General features: G+C 71.5%; 16 protein-coding genes and 1 pseudogene. 11 read left to right on the top strand and 6 right to left on the bottom strand.

Features of this window, described 5'->3' with window-relative positions; translation table 11 throughout:
• The first annotated feature begins 161 nt into the window (after nucleotides 1–161).
• The 3 genes from AC5P1C_RS31790 to AC5P1C_RS31780 are packed head-to-tail and all read left to right on the top strand — an operon-like array spanning nucleotide 162 to nucleotide 2,174.
• On the top strand, nucleotides 162–671 hold the full coding sequence (locus AC5P1C_RS31790; protein WP_493869407.1) for a DUF2771 domain-containing protein: 510 nt from the start codon (nucleotides 162–164) through the stop codon (nucleotides 669–671).
• Nucleotides 641–1,315 carry a futalosine hydrolase gene (locus tag AC5P1C_RS31785; protein ID WP_493869406.1) on the top strand — a complete coding sequence of 225 codons (675 nt, stop codon included), beginning with the start codon at nucleotides 641–643 and terminating at the stop codon, nucleotides 1,313–1,315. The genes AC5P1C_RS31790 and AC5P1C_RS31785 overlap by 31 nt, the downstream gene beginning before the upstream one ends.
• Nucleotides 1,308–2,174 (top strand): 1,4-dihydroxy-6-naphtoate synthase, encoded by an 867-nt coding sequence (locus AC5P1C_RS31780; RefSeq protein WP_493869405.1) that lies wholly within the window; start codon nucleotides 1,308–1,310, stop codon nucleotides 2,172–2,174. The genes AC5P1C_RS31785 and AC5P1C_RS31780 overlap by 8 nt, the downstream gene beginning before the upstream one ends.
• Nucleotides 2,175–2,177: 3 nt before the next feature.
• Here AC5P1C_RS31780 and AC5P1C_RS31775 read toward each other — a convergent pair whose 3' ends face one another.
• Nucleotides 2,178–2,561, bottom strand: coding sequence for a cold-shock protein (locus AC5P1C_RS31775; RefSeq protein ID WP_493869404.1), 384 nt, complete (start codon nucleotides 2,559–2,561; stop codon nucleotides 2,178–2,180).
• A gap of 171 nt (nucleotides 2,562–2,732) precedes the next feature.
• On the opposite strand from AC5P1C_RS31775, the gene AC5P1C_RS31770 reads away from it, so the two are divergent.
• The gene (locus AC5P1C_RS31770) at nucleotides 2,733–2,984 is read left to right on the top strand and encodes a hypothetical protein (protein WP_493869403.1); all 252 of its coding nucleotides are present in this window, start codon (nucleotides 2,733–2,735) and stop codon (nucleotides 2,982–2,984) included.
• Here the strand turns inward: AC5P1C_RS31770 and AC5P1C_RS31765 are convergent.
• Nucleotides 2,977–3,606, bottom strand: coding sequence for an HAD family hydrolase (locus AC5P1C_RS31765; RefSeq protein ID WP_493869402.1), 630 nt, complete (start codon nucleotides 3,604–3,606; stop codon nucleotides 2,977–2,979). The two genes, AC5P1C_RS31770 and AC5P1C_RS31765, sit on opposite strands and share 8 nt — an antisense overlap.
• 150 nt (nucleotides 3,607–3,756) lie before the next feature.
• On the opposite strand from AC5P1C_RS31765, the gene AC5P1C_RS31760 reads away from it, so the two are divergent.
• From AC5P1C_RS31760 to AC5P1C_RS31745, 4 genes are read left to right on the top strand one after another with little or no spacing between them, the layout of a single operon-like run.
• Nucleotides 3,757–4,725 carry a FecCD family ABC transporter permease gene (locus tag AC5P1C_RS31760; protein WP_493869401.1) on the top strand — a complete coding sequence of 323 codons (969 nt, stop codon included), beginning with the start codon at nucleotides 3,757–3,759 and terminating at the stop codon, nucleotides 4,723–4,725.
• Complete coding sequence (locus AC5P1C_RS31755; protein WP_493869400.1) at nucleotides 4,725–5,837, top strand: FecCD family ABC transporter permease; 1,113 nt, start codon at nucleotides 4,725–4,727, stop codon at nucleotides 5,835–5,837. Before AC5P1C_RS31760 ends, AC5P1C_RS31755 begins: the two co-directional genes overlap by 1 nt.
• Entirely contained in the window at nucleotides 5,834–6,691 is an 858-nt protein-coding gene (locus AC5P1C_RS31750; protein ID WP_493869399.1) for an ABC transporter ATP-binding protein, read from the top strand. The genes AC5P1C_RS31755 and AC5P1C_RS31750 overlap by 4 nt, the downstream gene beginning before the upstream one ends.
• Nucleotides 6,688–7,674, top strand: a complete 987-nt coding sequence (locus AC5P1C_RS31745) for an ABC transporter substrate-binding protein (protein WP_493869398.1) — start codon at nucleotides 6,688–6,690, stop codon at nucleotides 7,672–7,674. The genes AC5P1C_RS31750 and AC5P1C_RS31745 overlap by 4 nt, the downstream gene beginning before the upstream one ends.
• A 15-nt stretch (nucleotides 7,675–7,689) precedes the next feature.
• Here the strand turns inward: AC5P1C_RS31745 and AC5P1C_RS31740 are convergent, their stop codons facing one another.
• Complete coding sequence (locus AC5P1C_RS31740) at nucleotides 7,690–8,706, bottom strand: hypothetical protein (RefSeq protein WP_493869397.1); 1,017 nt, start codon at nucleotides 8,704–8,706, stop codon at nucleotides 7,690–7,692.
• A gap of 407 nt (nucleotides 8,707–9,113) precedes the next feature.
• Here AC5P1C_RS31740 and AC5P1C_RS31735 point away from each other — a divergent pair, with 407 nt between their 5' ends.
• Both AC5P1C_RS31735 and AC5P1C_RS31730 read left to right on the top strand, forming a co-directional pair.
• The gene (locus tag AC5P1C_RS31735) at nucleotides 9,114–11,708 is read left to right on the top strand and encodes a helicase-associated domain-containing protein (RefSeq protein ID WP_493869396.1); all 2,595 of its coding nucleotides are present in this window, start codon (nucleotides 9,114–9,116) and stop codon (nucleotides 11,706–11,708) included.
• A 256-nt stretch (nucleotides 11,709–11,964) separates the two neighbouring features.
• Nucleotides 11,965–13,608 carry a DNA repair helicase XPB gene (locus tag AC5P1C_RS31730; RefSeq protein ID WP_493869395.1) on the top strand — a complete coding sequence of 548 codons (1,644 nt, stop codon included), beginning with the start codon at nucleotides 11,965–11,967 and terminating at the stop codon, nucleotides 13,606–13,608.
• Here AC5P1C_RS31730 and AC5P1C_RS31725 read toward each other — a convergent pair.
• A pseudogene (locus AC5P1C_RS31725) lies at nucleotides 13,514–14,668 on the bottom strand (glycosyltransferase 87 family protein); the annotation flags it as partial. The gene AC5P1C_RS31730 and the pseudogene AC5P1C_RS31725 overlap by 95 nt on opposite strands.
• Nucleotides 14,669–15,019: 351 nt before the next feature.
• Here AC5P1C_RS31725 and AC5P1C_RS31720 point away from each other — a divergent pair.
• Nucleotides 15,020–17,062, top strand: a complete 2,043-nt coding sequence (locus AC5P1C_RS31720) for a HelD family protein (RefSeq protein ID WP_493869394.1) — start codon at nucleotides 15,020–15,022, stop codon at nucleotides 17,060–17,062.
• Here the strand turns inward: AC5P1C_RS31720 and AC5P1C_RS31715 are convergent.
• Complete coding sequence (locus AC5P1C_RS31715; RefSeq protein ID WP_493869393.1) at nucleotides 17,059–17,607, bottom strand: DUF2165 domain-containing protein; 549 nt, start codon at nucleotides 17,605–17,607, stop codon at nucleotides 17,059–17,061. The two genes, AC5P1C_RS31720 and AC5P1C_RS31715, sit on opposite strands and share 4 nt — an antisense overlap.
• Before the next feature lie 51 nt (nucleotides 17,608–17,658).
• Nucleotides 17,659–18,348, bottom strand: coding sequence for a copper homeostasis protein CutC (locus AC5P1C_RS31710; protein WP_493869392.1), 690 nt, complete (start codon nucleotides 18,346–18,348; stop codon nucleotides 17,659–17,661).
• Nucleotides 18,349–18,528 lie beyond the last annotated feature (180 nt).

Below are 18,528 nucleotides of genomic sequence, written 5' to 3'. Positions count from 1 at the left end.
CCCCATGGCCGAACGGCCCGCACCCCATGGCGCGACGGACCGAGCCGCGCTTCCAGGACCGGGCACGCCGAGAGTTCCGGGCCCGCACGCCGCACGGCGCGTGCGGCACGCCGCGACCCCCACGTGGCGAGACGGCACGGGGTGCCCGATAGCCTTCGCCCATGACCTCCCTGCTCCGCGGCGGAGCCGCACTCGTTCACAGCTCGGCGCGCCGTCGCCGCTCCGTGGCCGCTCTTGGCGCTGTCTCCGCCGGACTCCTCGTCCTGTCGGCCTGCGACAAGCCGACGCCGCTCGCCACCGTCACGGTCGGCACCGACTCGGTGAACTCCGAGGCCTCCTGCTACAACGACGGCGAGGAGCTCAAGCAGTCCCAGCTCCAGGGCTGCCTCAAGGACACGGACGTCAAGTCCATCAAGGTCGACCCCGACGAGAAGGTCCGCTTCGGCGTCGACCCCGAGGTGGCCGAGAAGGGCTGGACGCTCCTGATGAACGGTCAGCCGCTCACCGAGGCCAGCAAGAAGACGTACGTCGTCATCCCCGGCAGCGTCTTCTTCAACCAGCAGTACGGCGGCGGCACGAACTCCACCACCGTCAGCCTGCTCGAAGGCGGCAAGGGCTCCACCGCCAAGGCGACCGGCCTGTGGTCGTTCAAGCTCAAGAAGGACGCCTGACCCCCCTGCGTGTCCTGGTGGCCACCGCCGTCCCCGCCGAACGGGACGCGGTGGCCGCATCGCTGCCTCCGTACGCCGACGCCGTCGCGGTCGGCGTCGGGCCCGCGGCGGCCGGGGCGCACACCGCGGCCGCCCTCGCGCGCGGCCCGTACGACCTGGTGATCTCCGCGGGCATCGGCGGCGGCTTCCGGCCCGACGCGCCCATCGGCTCCCTCATCCTGGCCGACGAGATCACCGCGGCCGACCTGGGCGCCGAGACGCCCGACGGCTTCCTGCCCGTCACCGAACTCGGGTTCGGCGCCGTCACCCACCGCCCGCCCCCGTCACTCGTACGGGACCTGGCAGCCGCCTGCGGCGCTCTGACCGGCACCGTCCTGACCGTCTCCACCGTGACCGGCTCCGCCGAGCGCGCCGCCGAGCTGCGGCGACGCCATCCGCGGGCCCTCGCGGAGGCGATGGAGGGATTCGGCGTGGCCGAGGCCGCCGCCGCGTACGCGCTGCCCGTCCTGGAGATACGCGCGGTCTCCAACGCCGTCGGGCCCCGCGACCGCGGAGCCTGGCGGATCGGCGAGGCGCTCGGCGCGCTGGGGGACGCGTTCGGGAAATTCGCGCCCGTACTGGAGAGTTGGAACAGGCATGACTGAATCGCCCGCGCAGGACGCCAACGCCCTGCAGATCGCTTACTCCCCCTGCCCGAACGACACGTTCGTCTTCGACGCCTGGGCCCACGGCCGGGTGCCCGGCGCGCCCGCGCTCGACGTCACGTTCGCGGACATCGACATCACCAACGGCATGGCCGAGCGCGGCGAGTTCGACGTACTGAAGGTGTCGTACGCCGTCCTGCCCTACGTCCTCGACGAGTACGCGCTGCTGCCGTGCGGCGGCGCCCTCGGGCGTGGCTGCGGGCCGCTCGTCCTCACCCGGGAGGCAGGGGTCGACCTCACGGGGAAGACGGTGGCGGTGCCGAGCGAGAAGTCGACGGCCTACCTGCTGTTCCGGCTCTGGGCCGCCGACACCCTGGCCGACGGCGTGGGCGAGATCGTGGTGCTGCCCTTCGACCAGATCATGCCCGCGGTGCGGGACGGCAAGGTCGACGCGGGGCTCGTCATCCACGAGGCGCGCTTCACCTATCAGAACTACGGGCTCCACTGCCTCGCCGACATGGGCGAGCACTGGGAGCGGACCACCGGTCTGCCCATCCCGCTGGGCGCGATCATCGCCAAGCGGTCACTGGGCGAAGAGCGTCTGCTGCAGCTCGCGGACGCGGTCCGCACCTCGGTGCGGATGGCCTGGGACGACCCGGAGGCCTCGCGCCCCTACGTCCAGGAGCACGCGCAGGAGATGGATCCGGCCGTCGCCGACCAGCACATCGGCCTGTACGTCAACGAGTTCACGGCCGATCTGGGCGAGAACGGCTACGCGGCGATCCGCGGACTCCTGACGCGCGCCGCGGCGGAGGGGCTCGTACCGCCCCTCGCGCCCACAGCGCTCACCTACGCCTGAGAACTACACGTCCAGTTGGTCGGCGACGGCCCGCAGCAGGCCCGCGATCTTGGCGCCCGACGCCCGGTCGGGGTAGCGGCCCTTCTCCAGCATCGGCGTGATGTTCTCCAGGAGCGTCGTCAAGTCCTGGACGATGGACGCCAGTTCATCGGGCTTGCGCCGCTGGGCCGCCGCGACGGACGGCGTCGGGTCGAGGATCGTCACCGAAAGGGCCTGGTCACCGCGCTGGCCCGCGACGACGCCGAACTCGACGCGCTGGCCGGGCTTGAGTGTGTCGACACCTGCGGGCAGTACGGAGGAGTGCACGAAGACGTCGCCGCCGTCATCGCGGGAGAGGAAGCCGAAGCCCTTCTCGCTGTTGAACCACTTGACCTTGCCGGTAGGCACCTGAAGTCCTCGTCCTCGTACTCGTCGTCGTACGCGTCTATGCCGCGGAAAACGGCTCTGGATAGCACTACAGCGGGTCGCCCGACCCGCCGGAACCAAGACTATTGGTCCGGGGGCCGGTGACAAGACGTCCCCGGATTCTTCCTTCGCGCTGGGAACTACCCTGGTCGGGTGCGTGACAAAACCCAAGCGAATTCCGCCGGACCGGGCGATGGCCTGGTCCGGACCGGAGCAATCGTCTTCTTCGTCGGAGCCGTGGCCACTCTGGTCACGGTGGCCCCACTGTTCCTCGGCACCGACCCCTTCCCGTCCATCGCCTACGCGGTGTGCATGCTGATGGGCGTCGGGTTCCTCATCGCCGTGGCGGGAGTGCTGCGCGGTATCGCCGTGCAGCGCCGGGAGGCCAAATCCGCGGCTACTTAGCGGCGGCGCCCGCGACGTGGGCGTCGAGCCAGGCGGGGAACTCCGTCAGGTCGGTGAGCACGACATCCGCGCCCGCCGCGCGCAGTTCCGCTGCGTCGCACGGCCCGGTCGCCACCGCCACGGAGAGCGCGTCCGCCGTACGCGCGCCGCGTACATCACCGGTGTGGTCACCGACGTACACCGCCGCGTCGTGTTCGATCAGCGCCTCGGCCTTCGCCTCGGCCCACAGCCAGCCGATCACCGCGTCCGCCTCGATGCCGAGGTGCGCCAGGTGGAGCTTCGCGTTCGGCTCGTGCTTGGCGGTCACCACGATCGCCCGGCCGCCGTGGGAGCGCACGGCGGCGACCGCCTCGGGGGCGCCGGGCATCGCGAGGGAGGGGGCGATGGCGTATGTGGGATAGATCTCACGGTAGCGGTCACCCATCTCCTGGATCCGCTCTTCGGGGAACCAGTGGCGCAGCTCCTGCTCCAGCGGCGGGCCGAGGCGGGAGATCGCGAGGTCGGCGTCTATGTACGTGCCGGTCTCGGCGGACAGGGCCAGAAAGGCCTGCTTGATGCCGGGCCGGGAGTCGATCAGGGTCATGTCGAGGTCGAAGCCGACCGTCAGAGCGCGTGAGGTCATGGGGCCATTGTGCAGAGGCCGACGCCCAGGAACGATGGCCGGATCACACCCGTAGACTTAGCCAAGCCTTACCTCTGACGTACTTCTGTCTTGCCGACTCCTCCGAAACGAGCTCAGCCGATGCGTGTGCCAGCCAGACGCGCTGTCGCGATGACGGCGGCCGTCCTGGCCCTGTTGCTCGCGGTCCTGCTCAGCCTCTCCGTCGGCGCCCGTGCGATCGCGCCGTCCGCCGTCATCGACGCCCTGCTGCACGGCGGGCACAGCAACGCCGCCGAGGTCATCCGCGAGATGCGGGTGCCGCGCACGCTCATCGGCCTGATGGTCGGCGCCGCGCTCGCGCTGGCCGGCACGGTCCTGCAGGGCATCACCCGCAACCCCATCGCCGACCCCGGCATCCTCGGCGTCAGCCAGGGCGCGTCGGTGGGCGTGGTCATGGCGATCGCCTTCGCGGGCGTGCACTCGCTGACCGGATACGTCTGGTACGCCTTCGTCGGCGCGGGCCTCGCGTCCGTCGCGGTGTACGCGATCGCGGCGAGCGGACGGGGCGGTGCCACCCCCGTGAAGCTCGCGCTCGGCGGCGCCGCGATCAACGCGCTGCTGGTCTCCGTGACCACCGGGATCCTCACCACCAAGGCCTCGGCCCTGGACGAGTTCCGCTTCTGGCAGGTGGGCTCGCTCTCCGGACGCGACTCGGAGATCGTCGGCCAGATCTGGCCGTTCCTGCTCGTCGGGCTCGTGCTCGTACTGTCCGTGGCGCGCGGGCTCGACGCGCTCGCCCTCGGCGAGGACGTGGCCAAGGGGCTCGGGCAGAGGGTCGCGACCGTGCGGATCGTCGGAGGGCTGGGGGCGACCGTGCTCACCGGCGCGGGCGTGGCGGCTGCCGGGCCCATCGCCTTCATCGGCCTCGCTGTCCCGCACATCGCTCGCGCGATCGTGGGCAGCGGGCACCGCTGGGTGCTGCCGATGGCCGCGGTCCTGGGCCCGGTGATGCTCCTCGTCTCCGACACGGTGGGACGCGTGATCTTCCCGCCGAGTGAGGTGCCTGCCGGGGTGATGACCGCGCTGATCGGGGTGCCGTTCCTTGTGACTCTGGTGCGCCGGAAGGCGGTTGCTGCGTGATGTCCGTTGCTTCTGAACCGCCGCTGCGCGGCGGATCTCTCCCGCCCACCCACCCGATTACCCGCATCCGACCCGCCGGGTACGCAGTGGTGCGGTTCGGGAATGCCGCCTTCCTGCTCCACCGGCGTGCAGCCCTGGCCGCAGTCCTCCTCACCCTGCTCCTGGCGGCGAGCTGTCTCGCGTACCTCTGCGTGGGCGAGTCCTTCGTGCACCCCACCCAGGCCCTGAAGGTCGTCTTCGGGCAGCCGTCCCCGGACGAACTGGTCGTGGGAACGCTGCGCGAACCCCGCATGGTCGTCGGCCTCCTCGTCGGCGCCGCCTTCGGCGTCGCGGGCGGGCTCATCCAGACCGTCGCCCGCAACCCCCTGGCCAGTCCCGACATCATCGGCATCAGCCAGGGCGCGAGCGCGCTGACGGTGGGAGCGATGACCCTCGGGGTCACATCGGCGACCGTCCTGCCCTACCTCTCCGTGCTCGGCGGCATCGCCGCCGCCGCTCTCGTGTACGTCTTCGCCTGGCGCGGCGGCCTGCACGCCACCCGCTTCGTGCTCATCGGCATCGGCTTCGCGATCGCCCTGCGCTCCATCACCACGCTCTTCATGACCAAGGGCGACTATCTCGTCGCCCAGCAGGCCCAGATCTGGATGACGGGCTCGCTCAACGGCCGCGGCTGGGCCGAGGCCACGCCGCTGGCCTGGACGCTGCTCGTCCTGCTGCCGTTCGTGTTCTGGGCCGCCCGCGCCCAGCGCTCGGTGACCATGGACGACGACACGGCGACCGCGCTCGGGGTGCGCCTGGGGCACGTACGCCTCGGTCTCGTCCTGCTCGGCGTCGTCCTCGCGTCCTTGGCGACCGGCGCCGCGGGGCCCGTCGACTTCGTGGCGCTGCTCGCCCCGCAGATCGCCCGCCGCCTCACCCGCACCGCGCAGATCCCGCTGCTCTGCTCGGCGCTGCTCGGCGCGGTGATCGTGGTCCTCGCGGACCTCCTCGCCAGGCGGCTCTTCTCGCCGACCGAGCTGCCGGTCGGAGTCCTCACGGCGGCCGTCGGGGCCCCGTACCTGATCTGGCTGATCATCCGCAGCCGTTCCGTCCGCAATGGAGGCACCTCGTGACCGCCGCCCGCCTCAGCGCCCGCGAGCTGACCCTCGCCTACGAGGACCGCGAAGTCGTGCACGAGCTCGAACTCGCGGTCCCCGACGGCGAGGTCACGGTCATCGTCGGCCCCAACGCCTGCGGGAAGTCGACCACGCTGCGCGCGCTCGGCCGCCTCCTCAAGCCCAGGAGCGGCTCGGTCCTGCTCGACGGCGAGGCGCTCGCCAAGCTGCCGACCAAGAAGATCGCCCAGCAGATCGGACTGCTGCCGCAGACACCGGTCGCCCCCGAGGCGATCACCGTCGCCGACCTCGTCGCGCGCGGACGCCAGCCGCATCAGCACTGGTGGCAGCAGTGGTCCGACGAGGACGAGCGTGCCGTGACGGAGGCGATGGAACGTACCGACGTCGCCGCGCTCGCCGAGCGGTCCGTGGACGAGCTGTCGGGCGGTCAGCGCCAGCGGGTGTGGATCGCGATGGCCATCGCCCAGGAGACGGACATCCTGCTCCTGGACGAGCCGACTACGTATCTCGACATCTCGCACCAGGTGGAAGTCCTCGACCTGGTACGGCAGTTGGCCGCCGACACCCGGGACGGTGAGCGCGGCCGGACCGTGGTCGTGGTGCTGCACGACCTCAACCAGGCCGCCCGGTACGCGGACCACCTCGTCGCCATGAAGACGGGCCGGATCGTCGCCGAGGGGGCGCCGGCCGATGTCGTCACCGAAGAACTCGTTCGAGAGGTCTTCGGCCTGGAGTGCGTGGTGGTGCCGGATCCGGTGACCGGATCACCCCTCGTGGTCCCCGGGGCTCCGTGGGCCCCCAAGCCGCACCCGCGATCCTCGTCCGACCGAAAGGTGGCCCAGAAGCCATGACCGCCAAGTCCATCTCCCCCGCGAACCGCCGCCGCGTCCTCACCGCCGGGGCCCTCGCCCTCAGCGGCGCGCTCGCGCTCTCCGCCTGCGGCTCGTCGGACTCCGACGACGACTCCGCCGCCTCGGGCAAGACGCACGTGGTCAAGACCGCCATGGGCGACGTGCAGGTCCCCGTCTCTCCCGAGCGGGTCGTCGTCCTCGACACGGCCGAGCTGGACTCCGCGATCACGCTGGGCGTGAAGCCGGTCGGTTCCACGCACGTCGACGCGTCGTCGGGCTTCCCGAGCTACCTGCCCAAGGCCGAGGTCAGCGGCATCAAGGACGTCGGCGAGATGCTGAACCCGAACATGGAGGCCATCGCGGCCCTCGACCCGGACGTCATCCTCACCAGCAAGATCCGGCACGGCGCGAAGTACGACCAGCTCAAGAAGATCGCGCCGACGGTGATGACGGAGAACACGGGACATCCCTGGAAGGAGAACTTCCAGGTGCACGCGGACGCCCTCGGCAAGAAGCCCGAGGCGAAGAAGATCGTCTCCGACTACGACGCCCACGCCGAGAAGGTCACGACTGCCATCGGCGGCCCGGAGAAGGCCAAGGCGACGGAGGTCAACATCGTCCGCTTCGTGGAGGGTGCGGACATTCGCATCTACGGCGAGCAGACGTACATCGCCACGCTCCTCAAGGACGTGGGTCTGGGCCGCCCCGCCATCGCAGCCAAGGCCAAGGACGGCTTCTCGTACGACGTGTCGCCCGAGAAGATCGACCTCGCGGACGCGGACGTGATCTTCCGGTCCACGTACGGCGATCCGAAGAAGGCCAAGCAGTCGCAGACCGTCGGCAGCAGCCTGTGGAAGAACATGGACGCGGTGAAGAAGGGCAACGTTCACACCGTCGACGACGAGCTGTGGATCCAGGGAATCGGCTACACGGCGGCGAACAAGATCCTGGACGAGATGCAGAGGTCGCTGACGGCGAAGTAGCGGTTCGCGGGCCGTTCAAAGCCGTTGCCGCTGCGATCTCCACAGGAGGTAGAGCGCGGAGGCGACGGCTGCGCCGCGCACCACCCACGGCCAGGTCTCGGCCATCGCGTCGCTCATGTGGCCGTCGACGATGTGATCGCCCCAGCGGCCTTCGCTGCGCCCCCACAGCCAGGTGACCCCGCCCGCCACGGAAAGCCCCGGCAGCCCGATGACGGCCCACTTCGCCTCGGCACGGCTGAGCCTGCGCGAGGCGTACGCGAGAAGCCAGCCGCCGCCCAGGGCAAGCCAGTTGCCGAGGATGGCGCCGACGGTGAGGAGGGCGGCGGCGAGCAGGAGGAGAGGGTTGGTGAAGCGGGGGGCGGTGGCTGCGGGCCGCAGGAAGCGGCGGCGGCGCGGGGAGGTGGCCTCCTCGTCTTCAAGCCCACCAAAGTCGCCCTCGTCGCCCTCCTCTTCGTCCTCCTCTCCCTCCTCCTCTTCCTCTTCGTCCACCGGGCGCTTCTTGGGCGGGGGCTTGAGGATTTCGGGGATCTCTACGCCGCCGGTGAAGCCCGGCACGGTGTCGGCGAGGCCGAAGGGGCTGCTGTCCACGCGCCACCAGTCGGGCTCTGAGCCGCTGGGGCCGAGCTCGTCCGTGCCGGCGAGGTGCGGCGGGGAGGGCCGGTCGTCCTGGGGCGGCTCTGGTTCCTCCGCCGGGGGCCGGGGCCGCGGAACGACGCGGCGCAGCCGCTTGGGCCGTTCCTTCGGCTCGGAGGTGCGCTGGGTGGGAACGGCGGGGCGGGGTGTGGCTGTTGTCTCCGGTGCGTCGCCGGAGGCGGCGGCTTCGACGAGCTCCTCGGGGGTGCCGAGGCGATCCAGGATGCGGCGTATCGCGGCCGGGTTGTCGGCCGCGGACTTCGCCCTGCTCCGGTCGATCTGGTTCCGCAGCTCGGAGACGAGGCGCATGCGGGTGCCTGAGGGCAGTTGGCGCTGCTGAGCCAGGTCGCCGACGCGGCTCAGATAGTCGAAGACGAGCTGATCGCTCTCGATCCCCACGAAGTCCCCTCCGGGGCGGCCCCCTTGACGACCCGCCCGTTGTACCCGGTGGGTCGACGGTACCTTCTCCTGGCGGGGGCGCCCCACGCCTGTACCTCGATCCCCCCACAGTGTCCTGCCGAACAAGCTTTCCCACCCACCCACCCGATTGCCCCGCGGTGACAAGGGATGGGCAGGAGAACAGACGAGCAGGGGTGCGCGCTTCGTGTACTGGCGCCCTCATGGACCCGCAGACGCAGACGGGAGCGCACGCGAGGGGACGTGCCGGTATGTCCGCCCGGAGCACGGCTCGCGGAGGCTCCGGGGCTCCGGAGTCGAAGCAACCCCGTGGCCGCCGCGGCGCGGCCCCGCACCCGCAGACGGCAGGAACGCCCAGCCTCGCGCCCCAACCCGCTACCGTGGCCCTGATGAGCACCGACGAGCAGCCCCAGCGCCCAGCGGACACGCCCCGGTCCCTCGCCGAGGCACTCCGGTCCCGTGACGACGCGTCCCTCGGCGCGCTGCTCCGTGCCCGCCCCGACCTCCTCACGCCGGTCCCGAACGACCTCACCCAGCTCGCCACCCGCGCCGCCACCCGCGCCTCCGTCGTCCGCGCCCTGGAGCGGCTCGACCGGTTCGCCCAGCAGGTCGCCGAGGCGCTCGCCGTGGCCCCCGAACCGTCCACGTACGAAGAACTGCACTCCCTCGTCGCCGGGGACGAGGGAGGCACAGCAGGCACAGAAGGCGCAGCGAGCGCAGAAGGCACAGGGAGCGGCGCCGTCGAGACGGCGCTGACCCACGCTCTCGCCACCCTCCGCTCCCAAGCCCTCATCTGGGGCCCCGACAACCGCCTCCGCCTGGTCCGCACCGCACGCGAACTCCTCGCCCCCGCCCCCCAGTACCCCTCACCCACCGGCCTCGGCCCCACCGTCGCCGAGGCCACCGCGGGCATGTCGCCCAACCGGATGCAGGACATCGTGGCGGCGGCCGGGCTGCCCTCGACGCACGATGCCGTTTCCGCCGTCCGCTCGCTCACCGAGCTCTTCACGGACCGCACCCGCATGTCCGCCCTCCTCGACGAAGCCCCCGCCGAGTCCGTCGAGGTGCTCTCGCGGCTCGTCTGGGGGCCGCCCTACGGCCAGGTGACCGCCGATCCGGCACGCCACCTGCGCTGGCTCCTCGACCGGGGGCTCCTGCTCCCCACGTCACCGGGCACCGTCGTACTCCCCCGCGAGGCCGCCCTCCACCTCCGCGCGGGCCGCGCCCACCGCGTGCTGGAGCCCGCACCTCCAGCCATCGAGCCGCTGCGCGAACACCGTCCACAGGCTGTGGACGCGGCGGCGGCGAGCCAGGCGTACATGGCGCTCGACACCGTCGAGGAGCTCATGAAGGACTGGGACGAGGGCGGCCCCACCGTGCTGCGCGCGGGCGGCCTCAGCGTGCGCGACCTGAAACGGACCGCGGTGGCCCTGGACGTCCCGGAGCCGGTCGCGGCCTTCTGGGTCGAACTGGCCTACGCGGCAGGCCTCGTGGCCGCGGACGGCGAGGCGGACGAGCGGTACGCGGCGACGCCCGCGTACGACGACTGGCAGGAACTGCCCGCCGCCGAGCGCTGGTCGGTCCTCGCCACGGCCTGGCTGACGGCGACCCGCACGGCGGGCCTGATCGGCGGCCGTGACGGCAAGGACCGCACGCTGTCGGCGCTCGGCCCGCACCTGGACCGCTCATCGGCGCCGGAGATCCGCCGCCGGGTGCTCACGCTCCTCACCACCCTGCCGGACGGCGCGAGCCCGACCCCGGAGTCGATGCTGGCGCGCCTGCGGTGGGAGCGACCGCCGCGGGGCTCGGCAGGGGGCGGCGCCTCCGCGGGCGGTGTCTCGTCCGGCGCTCCGTCCGGCAGCAACGCACCCATGGAACTGCGGGCCCGGATCGCCCAATGGACCCTGAACGAGGCCGAGTTGCTCGGCGTCACCGGGCGCGGCGCCCTGTCCGCGCACGGACGGGCCCTGCTCGGCTCCGAGAGCGAGGAGGCGGCGAGCGGCCCCGCGGGATCAGCAGCGGGCGCCGCCCACCCCACCCCCGCCGAACTCGCCGCATCCGGCGCACGAGCCGCCAGACTCCTCGCACCCCTGCTCCCCGAGCCGCTCGACCACGTCCTGCTGCAGGCCGACCTCACGGCCGTGGCCCCCGGCCCGCTGGATCGTCCGCTGGCCGAGACCCTCTCCGTGCTCGCCGACGTCGAGTCGAAGGGCGGTGCGACGGTGTACCGGTTCACGCCCGGCTCCGTACGCCGCGCGCTCGACGCCGGGAAGTCCGCCTCCGACCTGCACGCCTTCCTGGCCGCGCACTCCCGTACGCCGGTGCCGCAGCCGCTGGCGTACCTCATCGACGACGTCGCCCGTAAACACGGCCACCTGCGGATCGGCGCCGCATCCGCGTACGTGCGCTGCGACGACGAGGCCCTCCTGAACGAGATCCTCGCCGACAAGCGCTCCCAGGGCCTGCGCCTGCGCCGCCTCGCGCCGACCGTGCTCGCCGCGCAGGCGGACCCCGGGGCGCTCCTCGAAGGCCTGCGCCAGATGGGCTTCGCGCCCGCCGCGGAGAGCGCCGAGGGCGACGTACTGATCACGCGGGCGCACGCCCACCGCTCGCCGCCCCGCACCGCGCCCGAGCCGGTGCACGACGGCCCGCCGCTGGCCGACAGCACCCTGATCGGCGCGGCCGTACGCGCCATCCGCGCAGGCGACCTGGCCTCGACCGCGCCCCGCAAGGCGACCCCGGACGCGGGCGACGCGCTGCCGCGCACGACGGCTTCGGAGACCCTGGCCACGATGCAGGCCGCGGTCCTGACCGGCGAGGCGCTGTGGATCGGCTACGTCAACGCGGAGGGCTCCGCGAGCCAGCGCGTGATCGCCCCGATCCGGGTGGAGGGCGGTTTCGTCACGGCGTACGACCACACGGCGGACGAGGTGAAGACGTACCCCCTGCACCGGGTGACGGGGGTAGCGGAACTGGCGGAGTGAGAGGGCTCCTCCCGACGGGCTGAACTGCAGGAAAGTCCCGCAGCCACGCCGTGTCACGTGGCGACAGCCTGGGAAACACCCCTGCCGGAGCGAAACCGAGTCCTCATCGGGGCCGGCCGGCACCTGAGTGCCGGTAGACGTCCGGCACCTGAGTGCCGGTAGCCGCCTGGCGCCCGAAGCCCCTGTATCCGACGTCACCCCTCTCACCCGGCCCGATGCGGCACACTGGACGTTTGGCCTATTGAAAGGGCGTCGCGTGAACGGTCCCCTCATCGTCCAGTCTGACAAGACTCTCCTGCTCGAGGTCGACCACGAGCAGGCCGAGGCCTGCCGCCGCGTCATCGCGCCCTTCGCGGAGCTGGAGCGTGCTCCCGAGCACATCCACACCTACCGCGTGACGCCGCTCGGCCTGTGGAACGCCCGTGCCGCGGGGCATGACGCCGAGCAGGTCGTGGACGCGCTTGTGGAGTTCTCGCGCTACCCCGTGCCGCACGCGCTCCTCGTGGACATCGCCGAGACGATGGCGCGCTACGGACGGCTCACCCTCTCGAAGCACCCCACGCACGGCCTGATCCTGACGACCACCGACCGGCCGGTCCTGGAAGAGATCCTCCGTTCGAAGAAGGTGCAGCCGCTCGTCGGGGAGCGGGTGGACGCGGACACCGTCGCCGTCCATCCCTCCGAGCGCGGGCAGATCAAGCAGACCCTCCTCAAGCTGGGCTGGCCCGCCGAGGACCTCGCCGGGTACGTCGACGGCGAGGCGCACCGGATCGAGCTCGCGGAGGACGGGTGGGCGCTGCGGCCGTATCAGAAGCAGGCGGTCGAGGGGTTCTGGCACGGCGGCAGCGGTGTGGTCGTGCTGCCCTGTGGTGCGGGCAAGACGCTGGTCGGGGCCGGCGCCATGGCCGAGGCCAAGGCGACGACGCTGATCCTGGTGACCAACACGGTCTCCGCGCGGCAGTGGAAGAGCGAGCTGATCAAGCGGACCTCGTTGACCGAGGAGGAGATCGGTGAGTACAGCGGGACCCGCAAGGAGATCCGTCCGGTCACGATCGCGACGTACCAAGTCCTGACGACGAAGCGGAAGGGTGTGTACCCGCACCTCGAGCTGTTCGACTCCCGTGACTGGGGTCTGGTGATCTACGACGAGGTGCACCTGCTGCCCGCACCCGTCTTCAAGTTCACCGCCGACCTCCAGGCGCGGCGGCGCCTGGGCCTGACGGCCACGCTGGTCCGTGAGGACGGCCGCGAGTCGGACGTCTTCTCGCTGATCGGGCCCAAGCGGTTCGACGCTCCGTGGAAGGAGATCGAGGCGCAGGGGTACATCGCGCCCGCGGACTGTGTCGAGGTGCGGGTCAATCTGACGGACTCGGAGCGCCTCGCGTACGCGACGGCCGAGGCCGAGGAGAAGTACCGCTTCTGCGCCACCACCGCCACGAAGCGGAAGGTGACGGAGGCGCTGGTGCGCAAGCACGCGGGCGAGCAGACTCTCGTCATCGGCCAGTACATCGACCAACTGGACGAGCTGGGCGAGCACTTGGACGCGCCGGTCATCAAGGGCGAGACGACGAACGCGCAGCGCGAGAAGCTGTTCGGGGCGTTCCGGGAGGGTGAGATCTCCGTTCTCGTCGTCTCGAAGGTCGCGAACTTCTCGATCGACCTGCCCGAGGCTACGGTCGCGATCCAGGTGTCGGGGACGTTCGGCTCCCGGCAGGAGGAGGCTCAGCGGCTCGGTCGTGTGCTGCGTCCGAAGGCCGACGGCCATGAGGCCCGCTTCTACTCCGTCGTGGCCCGGGACACCATCGACCAGGACTTCGCGGCGCACCGGCAGCGGTTCCTCGCGGAGCAGGGGTACGCGTATCGGATCGTGGATGCGGACGAGTTGCTGACGGACAGCTGAGGGCGGCGGCCAGGGCCAGCGCCAGGGCCAGCAGGGGGTAGGGCGCGGCCAGCGGCTGTTGCCAGTGAGGTAGTCGAAGGTCCAGGTCGCCCTGGTGCGGGATCAGCCACAGGGTGCGGGCCGTGAAGAGGGTCGCCACCGCCACGGTCAGGCGGGGGCGGCCCTCCGCCATGAGCAGGGCCAGGAGCGGGACGCACCAGATCCAGTGGTGGGACCAGCTGATGGGCGAGACCAGGAGCGCGGTGGCGGCGGTGAGGAGGACGCCACGGGGTTCGCTGGTGGTGCGGCGGCTCGCCAGCCATAGGCCGGCGGCGGCGACGAGGGCTGCGGGGACGGCCCAGAGGGGCCCCGGGTGCGGGTCGTGGGCCAGGCGGGCGACGAGCCCCTGGAGCGACTGGTTGTCGACGATCCACGCCTTGCCGACGCGGCCCGTCTCGAAGATCCGTTGCGTCCAGAAGTCGACGCTGGCGGCGGGGAGGGTCAGCGCGCCGAGCGCGAGGGTGCCGGTGAGGGCGGCGGTGGCGGTGAGCCCTTCGCGTACGCGCCTGGTGAGGAAGAGGTACGCGATGAAGACCGCGGGGGTGAGCTTGATCCCGGCGGCGATACCGATCGCGAAGCCCTTGCCGACGGCGCCGGGGGGTCTGGTGAGGTCCCAGAGGATGAGGCAGGCGAGGGCGAGATTGATCTGCCCGAAGAGGAGGGTCTGAAAGACGGGCTCCAGCCAGAGCGCTGCCGCTGTGCCGGCAAGGAGGGCCGCAGGGCGGGTGGGAGTGCCGGCGAGACGGCAGGAGAGATGGACGAGAAGCCCGAGGAGGGCGACGTTGCCGGCGACGAAGGCGAGCTTGAGGGCGGGGAGGGGGAGCCAGGTGGTGGGTACGAAGAGGATGGCGGCGAAGGGTGGGTACGTGGCCGGGAGCTCCCACTCGGTGACGGTGAACCCGTAGAGATCGCTGCCGTTGACGACGGCGGCGCCTTCGGCCCGGTAGACGAGGGTGTCGGCCATGGGGATGCGTTGGGCTACGCAGAGGGTGGCCAGGGCGGCGAGGGAGAACAGCAGCAGCGCGAGGGCGAGTTTGACGCGGGGTGACGAAGTGCTGACGCTGAGTTCCTTCACGCGGCGACCCTAGTGGATCTCCGGGGTGAGCTCTGGGGGCCGCCGCTCCGGCCCCCGCGGTAGATCCTCCACCCACCCCCTGACACCGCCGGTCAATCGGGCGGGCGGGAGAGGCCTGTTCGGCAAGGGGCGGATACGGGGTGCCGGGCGGGTGGGAAAGGCCCGCCCCCGGGAGGAAATCAGTGGCCGCGCCACGCAGCAGTGCATAAACTGCTCCGTCTGCCCGCGTGGAACGCGGCCGCTGACCGGTCGGCAACCGGCCAGCCCCAGATCCCGCACCCCCGCCGGAGGCACCCCGTGCAGGCCCACCAAGACCCCCTCTCCCGCGAACGCACCCACCTCGCCGCATCCCGCTCGGCCCTCCGAGCCATGCGCGAGGACGCCGAAGCGCTCGACATCCGCGACGTCACCGCGAACTGGGTCAACGCCGCCGTCCTCCAGAGCCAGATCGACGACCGCATCAAGTCCCTCGCCGATCTCTCGCACACACCCCTCTTCTTCGGGCGCCTCGACTACCTCCACGCCCCCGGCGCCGACCAGGCGGAAGGCGCCGAGGGCGAGCGGTTCTACATCGGGCGGCGGCACGTCCACGACGCCGACGGCGACCCCATGGTCATCGACTGGCGCGCTCCCGTCTCGCAGCCCTTCTACCGCGCCTCCAAGAAGACGCCGATGGACATCGCCCTGCGGCGGCGGTTCGGATACACCGGCGGCGACCTCACCGCGTACGAGGACGAGCACCTCAGCGACGCCGACGAGGTCGAGCGGACCAGCAAGCTGCTCCAGCAGGAGATCGAGCGGCCCCGCGTCGGCCCCATGCGCGACATCGTCGCCACCATCCAGCCCGAGCAGGACGAGATCGTCAGGAGTGATCTCGGGGGGTCCGTCTGCGTGCAGGGCGGGCCGGGCACCGGGAAGACCGCCGTCGGTCTGCACCGCGTCGCCTATCTCCTCTACGCCCACCGCGAGCGCCTCGCCCGGACCGGGACGCTTGTCATCGGGCCCAACAAGTCCTTCCTCCACTACATCGAGCAAGTCCTGCCCGCCCTCGGCGAGTTGGAGGTCAAGCAGGCCACCGTCGGCGACCTCGTCGCCCATGTGGAGGTGCGGGGCACGGACGACGCCGCCGCTGCCGTCGTCAAGGGCGATGCCCGCATGGCCGAAGTGTTGAGGAAAGCCCTGCGGTCGCATGTGCGCATGCCCGAGGAGCCCGTCGTCGTGGTGCGCGGGTCCCGCCGCTGGCGCGTTCCCGCGTACGAACTGGAGGAGATCGTCGGAGAGTTGCTCGCCCGCGACATTCGGTACGGTGCTGCCCGCGCCGCCCTGCCTCAGCGCATCGCGCACGCTGTGCTCGTCCGGATGGAGCAGGCCGGTGAAGCCCCCGACGACCGCGTACAGGACGCCGTCGCCCGTAATTCCGCCGTGAAGGCAGCCGTCAAGGCCGTGTGGCCGCCCGTCGATCCCGCCAAGCTCGTGCTGCGGCTCCTCTCCGACCCCGAGTTCCTCGCCGTGCATGCCGACGGGATTCTCGATCCCGATGAGCAGAAGCTGATCCTCTGGGCCAAGCCCGCCCGGAGCCTCAAGGCCGCCAAGTGGTCTGCCGCCGATGCCGTGTTGATCGATGAGGCGAGCGATCTCGTTGCCCGGACTCATTCACTCGGGCATGTCGTTCTTGACGAGGCGCAGGACCTCTCCCCCATGCAGTACCGCGCCGTCGGGAGGCGCTGCACCACCGGGTCCGCCACGGTCCTCGGCGACCTCGCCCAGGGCACCACCCCCTGGGCCACCCGGAGTTGGGAGCAGGCCCTGCACCACCTGGGGAAGGGCCACGCCATCGTGGAGGAGCTCACCGCGGGGTTCCGTGTGCCCAGGGAGGTCATCGCGTTCGCCTCCCGGCTGCTTCCCTCCATCGCGCCAGGCCTCGCCGAGGTGAAGTCCGTTCGTGAGTCGGCCGGTTCGCTCGTGGTGCGGCATGTACAGGACCTCGACACCGCATCCCTGGAAGCCTGCGTCGAGTCGCTGCGGCAGGAGGGTTCCATCGGGCTCATCGCCGCCGACGCCCGCGTCCCCGCGCTCGCCGAAGCACTCGGCGCCGCCGGGATGACGTACCTCTCGCCCGGCGAGGAGACCACCCCCGACACCCGGCTCACGCTCGTGCCCGCCTCCCTCGCCAAGGGACTCGAGTACGACTACGTGGTCCTCGACGAGCCCGCCGCCGTCGTCGACGGCGAGCCCGACGAGCGGACCGGTCTGCGGCGGCTGTACGTCGCCCTGACCCGTGCCGTCTCGGGGCTCACCGTCGTGCATGCCGCAGAGCTGCCGGAGCAACTCGCCGCCTAGGCAGGCTCCTTGGAGCCGGACGGCAGGTGCGTGACCACGAGCACGATGCCCGCGAGCGTCACGACGCGGGTGGCCGCGTCCAGGCCGTTCCAGTCCTCCGACTGCCACATGGCGAACCATTCGCCGCCGATCCCGATGAAGCCCGCCCCGAACAGGACGAGGACCATCGACAGGCCGATCGTGCCCGCGCGTCGGGCCCTGCGCAGCCCCTGGGGGCGGCGCAGGGCCCCGGCCCACAGGGCTGTGGCCGCGAGGAGAATCAGCGCGGCCAGGGTCTCCCAGACGATGATCCCGACGTACGCGGTGTCCTGCAGCGCGGTGGATCCCACCGCGCGCCACATCAGGTCGTCGTCCTTGAAGGTGGTGTCCATCGCCAGGACATGGCGTACGAACTGCTGGTTGGTGTCGAAGTCGGTGATGTTCCCGAACGCGACGAGTGTGATGTAGAGCGCCACCGTCCCGGTGAGCAGCGTCGCGGCGACGGGCAGTGCCCCGGCCGCGAGTACCCGCTCCGCGGGACGCTTCTGATCTTCTGGTGTCGGCATGAAGTCCCCTCCTTGTCCGCCCAGTTGTATCGCGTCCCGCGCGCGGAACGATCAGGCGTCCACCGCTGCCCGCCACCGGGCGACGGCCGCGGCGGACACCGGCGCCGACCAGCCGTCCGGGCGCGACGCCCCGCCGATGTGGAACGCGTCGACGCCCGCCGCCTTGAGCCGCGGGAGGTGGTCGAGGCGCAGGCCGCCGCCCACCAGGATCTGCTGCTCGTAACCCTGTTCACCGGACCGTGCCGCCTCGGCGAGCAGCGTGGCGAGGCCGTCGTCGACGCCCGTCGCCGCGCCCGCGGTGAGGTAGGTGTCGAGGCCGGGCAGGTCCGCGAGCTGCTTGCGCAGGGCGTCGCGGTCAGGGGTCCGGTCGATGGCCCGGTGGAACGTCCAGCGGCAGCCGTCGAGCGCGCCGACCACGGCCTCCACCGCGGCGAGATCGGGGCCGCCCGTCTCGTCGAGGAAGCCCAGGACGAATGCGTCGGCGCCCGCGCTCCTGAGCTCGCCCGCATGGCGTACGAGGGCGTCGACGTCACCTGCGGCGAAGCCGTCCGCGAGGCGCAGCATCACGCGCAGGGAGATGTCCACGGCGGCGCGGATCTCGGCAAAGGTCGCGCGGGACGGGGTCAGGCCGTCCGCGGCCATGTCGGTGACCAGCTCGAGGCGGTCCGCGCCTCCGGCCTGGGCGGCGACGGCGTCCTCGGCGTCGAGGGCGATCACCTCCAGGACTGCACGCTTGCTCATGGATGTCTTCCTTCGGGTCCGGGGCCGCGGGGCGGGCGACGAAGCGGGCTGCGAAGCCGCTACATATAGGTCTAGTCCAATTACCCAGCCTACGCGCAGATCACCCCGGCGCGACCCAACCGCACCGGGGTGATCGTAGAGACATGTACACGTCGACCTTGCCGAAGGTTAAGGCCCGCG

This window comes from Streptomyces sp. A18 (assembly GCF_059026065.1).
The sequence above is the reverse complement of the archived record's forward strand: the minus strand, read 5'-3'. Positions and strand labels throughout refer to the sequence as shown.